The organism is Amycolatopsis sp. FBCC-B4732 (genome assembly GCF_023008405.1).
Taxonomy (GTDB): Bacteria; Actinomycetota; Actinomycetes; order Mycobacteriales; family Pseudonocardiaceae; genus Amycolatopsis; species Amycolatopsis pretoriensis_A.
On sequence record NZ_CP095376.1, the window covers coordinates 8014855 to 8029110 of the forward strand.

At 70.7% G+C, this 14256-nt stretch carries 14 protein-coding genes; 2 read left to right on the forward strand and 12 right to left on the reverse strand.

The genetic code is table 11. The features are described 5' to 3' along the window. Nucleotides 1-51: 51 nt before the first annotated feature. Nucleotides 52-933 carry a DUF5926 family protein gene (locus MUY14_RS35935; protein ID WP_247015992.1) on the reverse strand — a complete coding sequence of 294 codons (882 nt, stop codon included), beginning with the start codon at nucleotides 931-933 and terminating at the stop codon, nucleotides 52-54. 53 nt (nucleotides 934-986) lie between these two features. Between MUY14_RS35935 and MUY14_RS35940 the strand changes: the two genes are divergently transcribed. After that, nucleotides 987-2153: a cytochrome P450 gene (locus MUY14_RS35940; RefSeq protein ID WP_247015994.1), complete on the forward strand. Its 1167-nt coding sequence runs from the start codon at nucleotides 987-989 to the stop codon at nucleotides 2151-2153. Nucleotides 2154-2663: 510 nt separating this feature from the next. Here the strand turns inward: MUY14_RS35940 and mca are convergent. Both mca and MUY14_RS35950 read right to left on the reverse strand, forming a co-directional pair. Beyond that, nucleotides 2664-3509, reverse strand: coding sequence for a mycothiol conjugate amidase Mca (gene mca / locus MUY14_RS35945; RefSeq protein ID WP_247015996.1), 846 nt, complete (start codon nucleotides 3507-3509; stop codon nucleotides 2664-2666). Continuing rightward, nucleotides 3506-4852 carry a DHA2 family efflux MFS transporter permease subunit gene (locus MUY14_RS35950; RefSeq protein ID WP_247015998.1) on the reverse strand — a complete coding sequence of 449 codons (1347 nt, stop codon included), beginning with the start codon at nucleotides 4850-4852 and terminating at the stop codon, nucleotides 3506-3508. Before MUY14_RS35950 ends, mca begins: the two co-directional genes overlap by 4 nt. A 97-nt stretch (nucleotides 4853-4949) precedes the next feature. On the opposite strand from MUY14_RS35950, the gene MUY14_RS35955 reads away from it, so the two are divergent. After that, the gene (locus MUY14_RS35955; protein WP_247016000.1) at nucleotides 4950-5540 is read left to right on the forward strand and encodes a TetR/AcrR family transcriptional regulator; all 591 of its coding nucleotides are present in this window, start codon (nucleotides 4950-4952) and stop codon (nucleotides 5538-5540) included. Here MUY14_RS35955 and MUY14_RS35960 read toward each other — a convergent pair. The 9 genes from MUY14_RS35960 to MUY14_RS36000 form a co-directional block, all read right to left on the reverse strand. Further along, nucleotides 5537-6559 (reverse strand): DUF4328 domain-containing protein, encoded by a 1023-nt coding sequence (locus MUY14_RS35960; RefSeq protein WP_247016002.1) that lies wholly within the window; start codon nucleotides 6557-6559, stop codon nucleotides 5537-5539. The two genes, MUY14_RS35955 and MUY14_RS35960, sit on opposite strands and share 4 nt — an antisense overlap. 2 nt (nucleotides 6560-6561) lie before the next feature. Next, the gene (locus MUY14_RS35965; RefSeq protein ID WP_247016004.1) at nucleotides 6562-6921 is read right to left on the reverse strand and encodes a rhodanese-like domain-containing protein; all 360 of its coding nucleotides are present in this window, start codon (nucleotides 6919-6921) and stop codon (nucleotides 6562-6564) included. 52 nt (nucleotides 6922-6973) lie between these two features. Continuing rightward, complete coding sequence (locus MUY14_RS35970) at nucleotides 6974-8602, reverse strand: cation acetate symporter (protein WP_247016006.1); 1629 nt, start codon at nucleotides 8600-8602, stop codon at nucleotides 6974-6976. After that, nucleotides 8599-8949 (reverse strand): DUF485 domain-containing protein, encoded by a 351-nt coding sequence (locus MUY14_RS35975; RefSeq protein WP_247016008.1) that lies wholly within the window; start codon nucleotides 8947-8949, stop codon nucleotides 8599-8601. Before MUY14_RS35975 ends, MUY14_RS35970 begins: the two co-directional genes overlap by 4 nt. Nucleotides 8950-9065: 116 nt before the next feature. Then, nucleotides 9066-10856: a cation acetate symporter gene (locus MUY14_RS35980; protein WP_247016010.1), complete on the reverse strand. Its 1791-nt coding sequence runs from the start codon at nucleotides 10854-10856 to the stop codon at nucleotides 9066-9068. A 30-nt stretch (nucleotides 10857-10886) separates the two neighbouring features. Then, nucleotides 10887-11417 (reverse strand): hypothetical protein, encoded by a 531-nt coding sequence (locus MUY14_RS35985; RefSeq protein WP_247016012.1) that lies wholly within the window; start codon nucleotides 11415-11417, stop codon nucleotides 10887-10889. A 13-nt stretch (nucleotides 11418-11430) separates the two neighbouring features. Beyond that, entirely contained in the window at nucleotides 11431-12264 is an 834-nt protein-coding gene (locus MUY14_RS35990; RefSeq protein ID WP_033261013.1) for a LytTR family DNA-binding domain-containing protein, read from the reverse strand. 94 nt (nucleotides 12265-12358) lie between these two features. Continuing rightward, on the reverse strand, nucleotides 12359-13750 hold the full coding sequence (locus MUY14_RS35995) for a carbohydrate-binding protein (RefSeq protein WP_247016014.1): 1392 nt from the start codon (nucleotides 13748-13750) through the stop codon (nucleotides 12359-12361). A 191-nt stretch (nucleotides 13751-13941) separates the two neighbouring features. Next, nucleotides 13942-14244, reverse strand: coding sequence for a hypothetical protein (locus tag MUY14_RS36000; protein ID WP_247016016.1), 303 nt, complete (start codon nucleotides 14242-14244; stop codon nucleotides 13942-13944). Nucleotides 14245-14256 lie beyond the last annotated feature (12 nt).

Consider the following 14256-nt stretch of genomic DNA (forward strand, 5'->3'; position numbering starts at 1 on the left):
AAAGCCCTGGTTGAAAGCTCACCGAGTGTCGGACCACCCGGTGAGCGCCGATCAGCGCAGCGTGAGCTGACGTCCGATGAGCCCGTCCCGCGCGCGACGCTCGGTGGCGTTCAGCGGCTCGTCGTCGAGCGACTTGAGCGCCGTCTCGAGCCGGGCGCCGAGGGCGTCCTTCGCTTCGGCCCACTCGCGGGCGTGGGCCTCGGGGTCGAGGTCCCACACCGGGACCAGCAGGCCGTGCGCCCGGAACGAGCCCGCGTACCGCGTGCCCTCGCCGAGGCCGAGCTCGCCGGCCGCGGACAGCCGCGCCAGCGCCTGGAGCAGCAGGTTCTCCGGCTCCGGCCGCACCCAGCGCAGGTGCGCCTTCTCGCCGGCGAGGACCCAGTAGGCACCCGCGCCGAGCCGTTCGGTGGGCATGATGGCGGCGTTCGCGCGCTCGAGCGACACCGCGACGTCCCCGCTGGCGTCGGCGTCTTCGGGCAGCCACCACGCGAAGTCGGTGTGCAGCGTGACGTCGAGTTCGGCACCCGGCGCCAGCAGGTCCTGCAGCCGCGCGTGCTCGTCGGCGGACGGCGGCGTGGTGGTGTCCGGCACGCCGAGGACGTCGCCCTCCTTGGCGTCGAGCAGCCACTTCAGCGACCGGCCGAGGTCCCGGCTGATGTCGGAGGAGCGGGTCTGGACCTGCAGGCCGAGGTAGCGCTCCCCGTCCGACCGCACGAACGCGGCGGCCGCCATCGGCAGCACGGTGCCGAGCGTGACGTCCCCGCCGTCGGCGAGGGTCAGCTTGGCCGTCGCGGACGGCACGAACTCGCGCAGCGCGATCAGCTCGGGCTCCGCCGCCAGTCCCTCGAAGGGCTGACCGACGAAAACGTCGCGCACCTTCGGCTTGCGGTCCGAAGCCTGCTTGGGACCCTTCTTGCGCGCGCCCTTGCCCACTGCTGCCTCCTCTGGCTCGGCCTGGAACGCTATCGAAGGGTTAGTCTCGCGACGTGTTCGACCCCCGCGATCCCGAGTTCCTCGAAGACCCGTACCCGGCCTTCGCCGCCCTCCGTGCCCAAGGCGACGTCCATTTCCACGAAGGCCTGGGCATGGCCATCGCGGTATCGCACGCGGCTTCGTCGGCCGTCCTCCGCCACCGCGGCCTGGGCCGCATCTGGCAGGACGCCCAGCCGCTGGAGCGGTTCGCCTCGTTCAACCTCCTGCACCGCAATTCCCTGCTGGAGAACGAGCCGCCCGCCCACACCCGCCTCCGCCGCCTGATCGCGGGCGCGTTCGGCCGCGGCCACGTCCAGCGCCTGCGGCCGATGGTCGCCTCACTGGCCGCCGACATGGTCGACGACCTCGCCGCCGCCATCGCCACCGACGGCAGCGCGGACCTGCTGGAGCACCTGGCCCAGCCCCTGCCGGTCGCGGTGATCGCCGAGCTGCTCGGCGTGCCGGGCTCGGACGGGCCGCGGATGGTCGAGCTGTCCAACGCCATCGTGAAGATGTACGAGTTCGGCCGCCCGGAGTCGGACCGCGACGCCGCCGAGCAGGCTTCCGCCGAGTTCGTGTCGTACGTCCGCTCGGTGGCTTCGGCCCGCGCAGCGGCCCCGGGCGACGACATCATCAGCGACCTCCTGCGCAGCGAGCTGACGCCCGACGAGCTGGTGGCCACCGCGGTGTTGTTGCTGATGGCGGGCCACGAAGCGACGGTGAACGTGCTCGGCAACGGGATCACGGCGCTGCTGACGCACCGGGACCAGTGGGAGCGTCTGCTGGCTTCACCTGCCCTTCTGGATTCGTGTGTGGAGGAGCTGATCCGGTTCGACGCCCCGCTGCAGCTGTTCGAGCGGACGGCCACCGAGGACGTGTCGATTCGCGGGTATGTCGTTTCGCGGGGCGAGAAGATCGGGGCGCTGCTGGGTGCCGCAGCGCGGGATCCGGAGGTGTTCGACTCGCCGGACCGGTTGGACATCGGGCGGACGCCGAACGCGCATCTCGGGTTCGGGATGGGGATTCACTACTGCGTGGGTGCTCCTTTGGCTCGGGTGGAGATCGGGGCCGCGTTGAGCGCGTTGGCGGAGAAACTGCCGGGGTTGAGGTTGGCGGAGACGCCGGCGCGGCGGCCGGAGTTCGTGATCCGCGGGTTGAAGGAGCTGCGGGTCACGGTGTGAGGCCGGGCCGGTCGGCGGCGCGAAGCCGGGCGGCCCGGTGCCGGGGTAGAGCCTGGGCAGCGGTCGGCGGGGCCAACGGCGGCAGGCATTGGACCGCCGACCGGGCGGGGCAGCATTCGGCAGCGCGGGCCCCTGGCCTGGGCTGGCGGCGGTGCGAAGGCGGGCGGCCCGGGCAGCGGTCGGCGGGGGCGAACGCGGCAGGCATTGGACCGCCGGCCGGACGGGCAGCATTCGGCAGCGCGAGCGCCCGGCCTGAGCGGTCGGCGATGCGAAGCCGGGCGGCCCGGTGCCGGGGTGGAGCCCGGGCAGCGGTCGGCGGGGCCAACGGCGGCAGGCATTGAGCCGCCGACCGGACGGGGCAGCATTCGGCAGCGCGAGCCCCTGGCCTGAGCGGTCGGCGGCGCGAAGGATGCCGGCCTGCGCCGGGCCGGGCCGGTCGAGGCGGAGTGAGGCGGGCGGACCTGCGCCGGGGCGGGGCTCGTGACGTGGCGAGGGCGTGGGGCTTGCCGGTCATGGGGTCACTCCTGCGAAAAGGTCGTCCTCCTGAGCGGGGCCTGGGGCCGGGTGGGCCAGGTGGTAGTCCTCGTAGGGCCAGGCCTCGCGCTCGATCTCGCGCGAGTGAGCGAAGAACGGGTGCGCCGGGTCGACCTGGGTGGTGTGGGACAGGAGGGCCTTATCGCGGGTGGCGAAGTGGTCGGCGCAGCGGATTCGGGTGGTCACCTTGAGGTTGTCTTCGGGTGGGAGCTCGGCCAGGACCTCGGCCATCGCTGACTCGAGGCCGGCGGCCAGGGTGGCTTCGTGGAGGGCGACGAACCACGCTCGGCTCAGGGTGGCCTGGTAGTACAGCTTCTGCGGTTGCCAGGGGTCGCCCGTGCCCGGGTAGCGGGTGGGGTCGGCGGCCGCCGAGAAGGCTTCGACCGTTGCCTCGTGGGTGCGGATGTGGTCCGGGTGGGGATAGCCGCCCGTTTCGTCGTACGTGATCACTACGTGGGGGCGGAACTCGCGGATCAGGGCGACCAGCGGGGCGGCCGCCGCCGAGAGCGGGAGGGCGGCGAAACAGCCTTCGGGCAACGGCTCGCCGTCGGCCGGGAGGCCGGAGTCGGTCAGGCCGAGGAAGCGGTGGCGGACGCCGAGGATCTCCGCGGCCGCCGCCATTTCGCGACGGCGGATCGCCGGGAGGTTCGCGCGGTTCTCCTCCGTGTCGACGGCCGGGTTCAGGATGTCGCCGCGCTCGCCGCCGGTGCAGGTGGCCACCAGGACCTCGACGCCTTCGGCGGCGTAGCGGGCCAGGGTGGCCGCTCCTTTGCTGGACTCGTCGTCGGGGTGGGCGTGGACGGTCAGGAGACGCAAGCTCATCGGGGACTCCTCCAGGGAAAGAACGCGGCGGGGATCAGGGTCAGGACCGACAGCGCCAGCGCCCACGAGAACGTCGTGCCGAACGCCGTCGGGGGCGCCGACACGGTCAGCTCGCGGTGCAGGATCGCGACCAGCAAGGCCGTGCCGAGGGAGCCGCCGATGCGGTTGACCACGTTGAACGCGCTTGCCGCGCGCGGGATGCGGGACCGCTCCAGGGAGCCGTACAGCGTTGTCATGCCGGGGGTGGTGGCCGCGCCGAGGCCGGCGCCCCGGACCAAGAGGGACAGGGTCAGGAGGAGACCGCTCGGGTGCGAGCCGAGCTGGGTGAACGCGATCGTGCCCAGTACCGACAGCCCGATGCCGGCCAGCATCATCCGACGGGGCCCGAAGCGGTCCAGGAGACGGCCGCCGGCGAGCAGCACCGCCGCCGAGCCCAGGGCCTGGGGTGCCAGCAGCAGGCCCGCGCGCAACGCGCTCGCCTGCTCGACCTGCTGGTAGTACAGCGGGAGGAGCAGCATCGAGCTGTACAGCGACGCCCCGAGCAGGAACGTGCTCGCGCTCGCCACCGCGAACCCCCGGTTCCGGAACAACGTCAGGTCCAGCACCGGCGACGCGGTCCGCGACGCGTGGACGCCGTACGCCAGCAGCAGGACCGCGCCCGCCGCCGTGGCCACGAGGACGCCCTCGGACAGGCCGTAGACCAGCGTGCCGAGCCCCGGCGAAAGCAGCGCGATGCCGACGACGTCGAGCGGTGCGCGGACGCCGCCGGGCTCCGGGGCCGGGAGGAGGCGGCGGGCGAACACGAGCGTCGCCACGCCCAGCGGGACGACGCCGAAGAACATCCAGCGCCAGCCGAAGTCCGCCACCAGCGCGCCGCCGAGCATCGGGCCCAGCACCGGGGCGACCGTCGCCGGCAGGGTGATCACGCCGATCATCCGGCCCAGCGCCGGACCCGCCGCCTGCGCGAACACCGCCTGGCCGACCGGCTGCATGAGCCCGCCACCCAGCCCGTGGAGCACCCGGAACGCGATCAGCGCCGGCGCCGACCACGCGAAGCCGCACAGCAGCGTGCCCGCCGTGAACAGCGCGACCGCGGTCAGCCACACCGCGCGGCCGCCGAAGCGGTCGGTCAGCCAGCCCGACAGCGGGATCGCCACCGAGGCCGCCAGCAGGTACGCGCTCGCCACCCACTGCACCGTCGTCAGCGGGCTCTCCAGGTCACGGGCGATCGAGTCGATCCCCACGGTCACGATCGTCGCGTCCAGGATCGACAGCACCGCACCCATGATCAGGACCCCACCCAGCCCCCACAGCGCCGCGTCAGGACGAACTGCCGTCGTCATTCCCACCCCCCACTTCATTAGGTCGAATCTCAGATTAGGTCCGACCCACAGACTGGGTCAAGCACAATCTTGGGTCCGACCCAGTAGAGTGACGGGCATGAGCGAGGGACTCCGTGCCCAGAAGAAGCACGAGACCAGGAAGACCATCTCGGACGTGGCCACGAAGCTGTTCATCCGCGAGGGCTTCGACGACGTGACGATCGCCGAGATCGCCGCCGCCGCGCGGGTCGCCAAGATGACCGTCACGAACCACTTCCCGCGCAAGGAAGACCTGGTCTTCGACATCCGCGCGGACTTCGCGTCCTGGCCGGCGAACCTGGTCCGCGACAGCGTCTTCCACGACACCCGCGAGCTCTACTTCGAAGCCCTGGGCGCGGAGCACGCGCTGGTCGGCTTCTCGGGTCCCGGCTTCGTGCGGATGATCAAAGAGAGCCAGGTACTGACGAACGCCCTGCACGAGATGCACCGCGAGCGCGAGGCCGCCCTCACGCACCTGCTGATCCGGCGCCACCCCGAGCAGGGGCTCGAGCCGGTGCTCGCCGCCGCCCACCTCGCCACCGTGCTGCGGGTGCTCTTCCAGGAGGTCTTCGACCGGACCCTGGAAGACGAGAAAGGGATCGCCGACGCGGTGTGGCCCGCCGCCGAACAGGCCTTCGACCAGCTCGAACCGACGTTCGGCCGGTACTAGCGCGCGGCTCCGGCGGGTCGCGCGGTGCGCAGTTCGGGCTCCGGCGCGCCGGACACCTTGAGCACGCGCATCGAGCGCACGGCCCGCGCGTCCGACGGCGCGAGCAGGGCCGAGAACCGGCGGACCACCAGCGCGGTCACCACCGCGAGCGCGGCCGCGGCCAGGTCGGTGAACGCGACCAGCACGACGCTGTCGGCCATCGACTGCACGTCGTCGCGGAAGCGCCAGACGATCGACACGCCGAGCAGCACCCAGTTCAGCAGCCAGCCGCCCCACCACACCAGGACCTGGCGGGACGGCTTCGGGCGGACGTCACGCGGGCGGCTCAGCACCGCGTGCTCCAGCTCGCCGACGACCGACAGCGCCATCGGCAGGTTCACCACCGGCACGAGGACGCCGACCAGCACCTGCCACACCGGGCGCGGCGGGTCGTCGCCCGAGACGTCGGCCGCCGCCTGGCGCGCGACCAGCAGCCACCACAGCGAAAGGCCGGCGGGCAGCAGCGCGAGGATCGAGGCCAGCAGGCCCGCGGTGAGCACGAACCCGTCGGAGAACGCCACGACCGAGCGGGACAGCGCGGAATCGCGGCCCAGCACGAGCAGCACGTACCGCCAGATCTCCGCGCCGGCGGCGACCACGGCGAGCGCCGCAAAGCCGAAGAGGACGGCGATGAGGCTGCGGCTGAGCACCGGTACGCGGTCGATCGGGCGGATCTCGTCGGACGCCGTGCCGGGCACCGACGTCGGACGCCGCCAGACGAGGTTCGGGAAGCCCCAGCGGGGCGGGACCGGGTACGACGGCGGCCCGAGGTAGCGCTCGGGCACGACCACCCGGCGCCGCGGCCACGCGCCGGGCGGCGGGGTGGCCACCCAGCGCAGCTTCGGCCGGTGGGCCGGGCGGTGGTGGTACGGGTACGGCTCCGACCGGGCGGCCAGCGTCCGGCCCTGCAACTGCTGGGCGTTCGGCGGCGGGGCCTGGCGCGGCCAGTACCCCGGTGGAGGCGGCGGACCCGGGTGCAAGGCTAGATCACTTCGGGGTCGATGCCGGGGTGCTCGCCGACCATCGGCCGGCCTTCGCGCTGCCACGCGCCCATGCCGCCGGCGACGTTCACCGCGTCCCAGCCGCTCTGGTTGAGCCACGCGGTCGCGCGGGCGGACCGGCCACCGCTGCGGCAGATCACGTGGATCGGCTGGTCGTCGGGCAGGTCGGTCAGCTCGCCGACGCGGGCGGGCAGCTCCCCCATCGGGATGTGCACGGCACCGGGCGCGTGCCCCGCGGCCCACTCGTCGTCTTCGCGGACGTCGAGCAGCACGAGGCCGTCCTTGGGCAGGTCGCGGACCTCGGCGGTCGGCAGTTCAGCAGGGCTCACCACGATCTCCATGCTGCCATGCGGGGGCGTTGCCCGCGCGTGAGGTCACGCCCCCGCAAGGTGGTCAGTGCGAGACGGCCTTCTCGGCACCCGCACCGGTCAGCGCGCGCACCTCCATCTCGGCGTACTTCTTCGGGTTCCGCTCCTTCGACAGCACCGTGCCCAGCCAGCCGAGCAGGAACGCGGCCGGGATCGAGACCAGGCCCGGGTTGTCGAGCGGGAACCAGTGGAAGTCGACGCCCTGGATCATCGACGCGCTCTTGCCCGTCTTGGCGTCCACCGGCTTGCCCGACACCGCGGGCGAGAAGACGATCAGCACGATCGTGACCAGCAGGCCGCCGTAGATCGACCAGAGCGCGCCCTGGGTGTTGAACCGCTTCCAGAACAGCGAATACAGGATCGTCGGCAGGTTCGCCGACGCCGCCACCGCGAAGGCGAGCGCCACCAGGAACGCCACGTTCTGGCTCTTCGCCAGGATGCCGCCGGCGATGGCCAGCGCGCCGATCACCAGCGCGGTGAGCCGGGCGACCTTCACCTCGCCGCCGGTGGAGACCTGGCCCTTCTTGATCACGTTGGCGTAGACGTCGTGCGCGAACGACGCCGACGCCGTGATCGTCAGGCCCGCGACCACCGCGAGGATCGTCGCGAACGCGACCGCGGAGATGAACCCGAGCAGCACCGGGCCGCCCAGTTCCAGAGCGAGCAGCGGCGCCGCCGAGTTCGTCGTGCCGGGTGCCTTCGAGATCTTTTCCGGCCCGACGAGCGCACCCGCGCCGTAGCCGAGCACCAGCGTGAACAGGTAGAACACGCCGATCAGCACGATCGCCCAGACCACCGAGCGGCGCGCGTCCTTCGCGGTCGGCACGGTGTAGAAGCGCATCAGGACGTGCGGCAGGCCCGCCGTGCCGAGCACCAGCGCGATGCCCAGCGACAGGAAGTCGAGCTTGGTCGTGCCGGTCTTGCCGTACTGCTTGCCCGGGTCGAGCAGCGCCGCGCCGCCCTTGCCGCCCTTGTCGACGGCGGCCTGGAACAGGTCGGACAGGTTGAAGCCGTACTTGCCGAGCACCCACAGCGTCATCGCGAACGCGCCGACGATCAGCAGCGCGGCCTTGATGATCTGCACCCAGGTGGTGCCCTTCATCCCGCCGATCAGCACGTACAGGATCATGATCACGCCGACGACGGCGATCACGACGTCCTGCCCCGCCTCACCGGAAATGCCGAGCAGCAGGTTGACCAGACCACCGGCCCCGGCCATCTGCGCCAGCAGGTAGAAGAACGAAACTGCGAGCGTCGAAACGGCGGCCGCCGCGCGCACCGGCGTCTGCTTCATGCGGAACGCGAGCACGTCGCCCATCGTGAACTTGCCGGTGTTGCGCAGCAGTTCCGCGACCAGCAGCAGCGCGACGAGCCACGCGACCAGGAAGCCGATCGAATAGAGGAAGCCGTCGTACCCGTTGATCGCGATGGCGCCCGCGATGCCGAGGAACGACGCCGCCGAAAGGTAGTCGCCGGATATCGCGATGCCGTTCTGCGGGCCGGTGAACGCGCGCCCGGCGGCGTAGTAGTCCGACGCCGTCTTCGTGTTCCGGCTGGCGCGGAACACGATCACCAGCGTGATCGCGACGAAGACCAGGAAGATGATGATGTTGAGGGTGGAGTTGCTGCCCTCCACGCCCGCCGCGAGGTTCATCGGCGCGGTTCCCCTTCGATTTCGGCGCGGATCGAGTCGGCGACCGGGTCGAGCTTCCGGTTGGCGTAGCGCACGTACAAGCCCGTGATGACGAACGTCGAGACGAACTGCAACAGGCCGAAGACCAGGCCGACGGTGATGTTCCCGAAGAGCTTGGTGCCCATGAAACCGTGCGCGTAGTCCGCGAGGAGCACGTACAGCAGGTACCAGACCAGGAACAGCGCGGTCATCGGGAACACGAACACCCGCAACCGGCGGCGCAGGTCCGTGAATTCGGGACTTCCCTGGATCTGCTCCCAGTCGGTCTGCGGCTCAGCGCCACCGATGTCTTGTTCGGTGCTGCCCACGGTGGATCTCCACCTTCCCATATTTCTTGCTGGTAGAAACCAACGGAACGTATGGGTCGATCGTGTAGTTCGTAATCCCTCGATCGGGTATCAATTTCTTACTGACTGTCAGCGCATTACTTGCGGTGCCGGCCTCGGCCGGCGATTCGCGTCTTTTCTTCGGCTTGTCCGAATCGTGCGACCGCCCTGTCCCGCATGAAGCCGAGCGGGTCGGGGGCGTGCAGCCGCAGCATGATGTCGTGGACGTGCTCCGGGCGGCCGTATCCGGTCGCACGGCTGACGAAGTACGTCGTGACGAACGCGGCCGGCACCGTGATCAGCGCCGGCTGGTTGACGAACCAGGGCGCCCAGTCGCCGCTGTAGCCGCTCACGACGTTGACGATCAGCGCGGCCAGCACCAGCCCGCCGCCGACGAACATCCCGGCCAGCGCACCGGGCCAGGACAGCTTGCGCCACCAGATGCCCAGCACCAGCAGGGGGCTGAACGTCGACGCGGCGAGCGCGAACGTCAGCCCGATCGACAGCGAGATGTCCTCCGGCCGCAGCGCGACCGCCAGCGCGATCGGGAACAGCGCGACCAGCCCGGTCGCCACGCGGAAGTCGCGCACCCGGCCGGGCAGCAGGTCGGTCGACACCACCCCGGCGACGCTCACCAGCAGCCCGGACGTGCTGGAGAGGAACGCGGCGAACGCGCCGGCCGCGGTGACCGCGCCGAGGATCTGCCCGCCGATGCCCGGCAGGATCGCCGAAGGCAGCCGCAGGATCGCCGCGTCCGTCTTGCCGGTGACCAGCAGCTCCGGGACGTACATCCGGGACAGCGCGCCCAGCAGCGTCGGGAACAGGTAGAACAGGCCCAGCAGCAGCAGGACGTGCACGGTGGTGCGGCGCGCGGCCTTGCCGTCGGGGTTGGTGTAGAAGCGGACCAGCACGTGCGGCAGGCCCATCGTGCCGAGGAACGTCGCGAACATCAGCGAGTACGTCTGGAGCAGGTCGGTGAGGCTGCCCGAGCCCGGGTGCAGCCAGTTCGCGTTGTCCGCGACCGAGTCGCTGACCACCGGCACCGGCGTGCCGGCCAGGAACTTCAGCGTCGTGCCCTCGGAGACGGTGTGCGGGGCCAGCGGGGTCCAGCGCGTCGGCCCGGCGGCCGGGCCGTTGTCGGTGCGGCCGTAGGCGTATAGGAAGGTGTCCGAGGTGACGTGCAGCGTGACGTCGGTCTGCACGTCCACCGTGGTGTCGCCGGTGAACACCGGCGGCGCGGCCGCGCCGAGCGGGCGGAAGCCGTCCGGGCCGCCGCCGGCGAAGAAGACCATGCACAGCACGAACGCGGGCACCGCGATGGCGAACAGCTTGAGCCAGTACTGGAAGGCCTGGACGACGGTGATCGCGCGCATGCCGCCGGCGATCACGTTGACCGCCACCACGACCATCACCGCGATCGCGCCCGTCCAGACCGGCACCGGGAGGATCGTCGCCAGCGTCAGGCCGGCGCCCTGCAGCTGCGGGACCATGTAGAGGATCCCGATGAACACGACGAACGCCGTCGAGAACCGGCGCAGGCCCTTCGAGCCGAGGCGCATTTCGACGAAGTCGGGCAGCGTGTACGCGCCGGAGCGCCGCAGCGGCGCCGCGACGAACAGCATCAGGGCGAGGTAGCCCGCGGTGAAGCCGATCGGGAACCACAGCGCGTCGGCGCCGTCCTTGAGCACGATTCCGGCGATACCGAGGAACGACGCCGCCGAAAGGTATTCCCCGGAGATCGCGGCGGCGTTGCGGCGGGACCGCACGGTGCGGCGGGCGACCAGGAAATCGTGCGTGCTCGTGGCGGAACGCGCGGAGCGGTGACCGATGAAGAACGTCACCACGGCGACCAGCACGATGCCGGCCAAGGCCCACGGGTTCAGCTGCACGGGGGAATCCTCGCACGACTCGGCGCGGAACTAATTCTCGATCATGTCCACGAACGCGCGTTCGTTGCGTTCGGCCAGCCGGTTGTACCAGATCCCGACGCCGAACAAGAACGGGAACGGCAGCACGCCGAGGATCAGCCAGGCCACCGGGATACCGCCCAGGCTCGACCGGGAGAACCCGGGAACCAGGTAGAACAGCGCCGGCAGGGAACCGAACACGACGACGACCAGCAACGCCAGGAGCACCGCCGTCCGCAGCTGCACCTTCACCAGGTGGTCGCGGACGAGCAGCTTCCCCCAGCTGGTCTGCTCTTCCAGCTCGACGCGGGCGCGCAGGGTGCCGCCGGCGCGACGCGGGTCGGCCAGGATCACCCGCTCGCGCTTGGGTTTCGCGTGGTGCTCCGGCTTCGGCTGCTTCTCCGGTTCCGGCGCGGGCGGCAGCGATTCGACGACGGCCCGGTCGGTCGGCTGCGGCAGCGGCCGCTGGCGGGCCCGCCTGCCGAGCGTCGGATCCGGTTCGCGCACGCCGTTCGCGCGGCGCTCGTAGAAGTCGTCGGTCATGACCGGGCCCAGGTCAGCCGTTCCGGCCCGAACCGACCAGCCGGTCCTTCAGCGCACGGGTGTGCCGTCGGCTCACCGGCAGCACCTTCTCCTCGTTGCCGATCACGACCTGGTAGCCGCCCTGGCCCATCCGCAGTTCGGTGATCAGCGGCAACGCGACCAGGAACGACCGGTGGATCCGGACGAAACCGGCCTTTTCCCAGCGTTCCTCGAGCTGCGCCAGCGGGATCCGGACCAGGTGGCTGCCTTCGGTGGTGAACAGTCGCGCGTAGTCGCCCTGCGCCTCGACCCAGCGGACCGAAGAGCGCGGGATGAGCTTGGTGGTGCCGGCCAGTTCGACCGGGATGACCTCGTCGTCGTTCTTCACCGGCTCGCCACCCAGCGCGCCCGGCGGGGGCGCGGCAGCGGCGGCCAGCTTGTCGATCACGCGCGTGATCGCGCGGTCGAGGCGGTCCTGCTGGTACGGCTTCAGGACGTAGTCGAGCGCACCGAGGTCGAAGGCGTTGACCGCTTCTTCGGCGTGCCCGGTGACGAAGACCAGCGCGGGCGACGGCCGGAGCGCGGCGAAGACGCGGGACATCTCCATCCCGGACAGCCCGGGCATGTCGATGTCCGCGAAGACGGCGTCGACGATCGGCAGGCCGCGGTCCTTGCGCTCGCGCAACCGCGGGTCGTCGGTGGACAGCAACCGAAGCGCCTCGGAGGCGTCGATCGCCGGGAACACCTTCGCCACGTGCGGGCTGTTGCGCAGGCAGTGGACGAGTTCGTCAAGACCGTTCGGCTCGTCGTCCACAGCCAGGACCACGAGTTTCCGGGTGTCATCGTGAGCACTCACAGTGAAACGCATCCTGCCCATTGCCGAGTGCAATGTCCAGCCCCCGTCTGCCTGAAGTGAGAGGCCGACCCGCGGACGGCACCGCCGCCCGCGGGTCCTTCCTGTCTCAGTGCACGAACGTGAACCAGTTGAGGTTCACGAAGTCGGCGGGCTGGCCGCTCGTGAACGTCACGTACACGTTGTGCACGCCGGTGACCGCGCTGATGTTCGCGGGTACCGTCCGCCAGCTCTGCCAGCCGCCCGTGTTGCCGACAGCGAAGCTGCCGATGGGGGCGTTGGACAAGCTGTCCAGCCGGACTTCGACCAATCCGCTGACGCCGTTCGCTGCGCCGGACGCCACCCGCGCCTGGAAGTTCGTCGCGGCGGAGCTGCCGAAGTCGACGTTCGGGTAGAGCGCCCAGTCGCCGTTGCCGGCCGGCCCAATGTTCTGGCCGCCGCCGGTGTCGCTGGTCGTCTGCTTCGCAAGGCCGTTCTGCTGGCTGTACGACTCGGCCTGGATGGTGCTGTACGCGCTGCCGCCGTTCCCCGGCGGTGTCGTCGTGGTCGGCGGGGTGGTGGTGCCGCCGCCCGTCCCGCCGCGCGTGCTGACGGTGACGTAGTCGACGACCATCGGGTGCCCCGGCACGATCCCCGGCCCCGGCGTCGTGGTGCCGGAGTTGTTGTTCGGGAACGCGCCGCCGATGGCGACGTTCAGCAGCACGAAGTAACCCTGGTGGGTGGTCATGTTCGCCCAGGTCGTGGCGTCGACCTGGTTCTGGCTCACGGAGTGGAACTGCTGGCCGTCGACGAACCAGCGGAACACCTGCGGGCTGGTGCTCGCGTCCCATTCGAAGCGGTAGGTGTGGAAGGCCGACTGGCAGCTGCTGCCGGGGCAGGCGCGGTTGGCGACGATGCCGGTGGTCTCGTTGCACGGGCCGCCGGGGTTGACTCCGCAGTGCAGGACGCCCCAGACGGAGTTGATCCCGTTGACGTTTTCCATGATGTCGAACTCGCCGACGGCGGGCCAGTTCCACCAGTTCCCGCGGTACGGGCCGCCGAGCGCCCAGAAGGCGGGCCAGTACCCGAGCGCGGCGGCGCCGGTGACGTTCGGCATCTGGATCCGGCTCTCGATCCGCATGACCCCGCCGGCCGGCGGCTTGAAGTTCGTCCGCTGGGTTTCGATCCGCGCCGACGTCCAGTTGCCCGCCCCGTCGCGCAACGGCGTGATGCGGAGGTTGCCGGCGCCGTCCTGCGAGAGGTTACCGGTGCTCGAGGTGTAGTTCTGGATCTCGCCGGTGCCCCAGTTGCCGGGGCCGCCGGGGTAGCTGTGGCCGGTGTCGACGATCCAGTTCGCGCTCGACGGCAGGGTGTTCGCACCGCCGGTGAAGTCGTCGGCGAAGACGGTGGTCCAGCCCGATTCGGGCGGCGGGATCGAGGCTGCGGCGGGCAAGGTCAGGGGAACGGCGATGAGCGCTGCGCCGAGCACGGCGGCGAGTGCGAATCTTCGGGAGTGGGGCATCGGGTACGACCTCCTCGTCGTCCGGATTTGTTGCCGATCGCAACAAAGCCCGTCGATCAGGAGACCTGACGTCTTGCTTCGGAGCCAGGGGCGTTATGAAGGAAGGGTGATGTAGGTCACAAAGTCTGCCCGGAAGTACTCAAACCGGACACGGAAGTCGCGAAGCGGTCGCCACGTCTTGCGGGCATCGTTCAGGCGTCCGTGGGGCCCGGTACCGGACCGAAGTCCTCGTCGATCGGACCGCTGGGCTTGCCGGCGAGTACCGGATCAGCGTGGATGGCGGCGGTGCTGCGCCATTCCATGATCGTTTGGGCGAGCACAGACCACTGCCCCAGCTCCGCGGAAGCCTGGAACGCACGCGCGAAGTCGTGGACGAACTGCGCCTGCTCCGCGGCCGGCAGAACGTCCACCCAGGGGAACTCGTCGAGCAGCGCCGCCGCCACATCCCGCGGGAGGTGAGCGAGTACATTGCGCAGCGCACGGGCTGCGGCCACACTTTTTCAGAA

Coding starts and splice junctions, on each gene's coding strand:
- mca (WP_247015996.1), bottom strand. CDS start 3,509: ATGAGCTTGCGTCTCCTGACCGTCCACGCCCACCCCGACGACGAGTCC.
- MUY14_RS35950 (WP_247015998.1), bottom strand. CDS start 4,852: ATGACGACGGCAGTTCGTCCTGACGCGGCGCTGTGGGGGCTGGGTGGG.
- MUY14_RS35955 (WP_247016000.1), top strand. CDS start 4,950: ATGAGCGAGGGACTCCGTGCCCAGAAGAAGCACGAGACCAGGAAGACC.
- MUY14_RS35965 (WP_247016004.1), bottom strand. CDS start 6,921: ATGGAGATCGTGGTGAGCCCTGCTGAACTGCCGACCGCCGAGGTCCGC.
- MUY14_RS35970 (WP_247016006.1), bottom strand. CDS start 8,602: ATGAACCTCGCGGCGGGCGTGGAGGGCAGCAACTCCACCCTCAACATC.
- MUY14_RS35985 (WP_247016012.1), bottom strand. CDS start 11,417: ATGACCGACGACTTCTACGAGCGCCGCGCGAACGGCGTGCGCGAACCG.
- MUY14_RS35990 (WP_033261013.1), bottom strand. CDS start 12,264: ATGCGTTTCACTGTGAGTGCTCACGATGACACCCGGAAACTCGTGGTC.
- MUY14_RS35995 (WP_247016014.1), bottom strand. CDS start 13,750: ATGCCCCACTCCCGAAGATTCGCACTCGCCGCCGTGCTCGGCGCAGCG.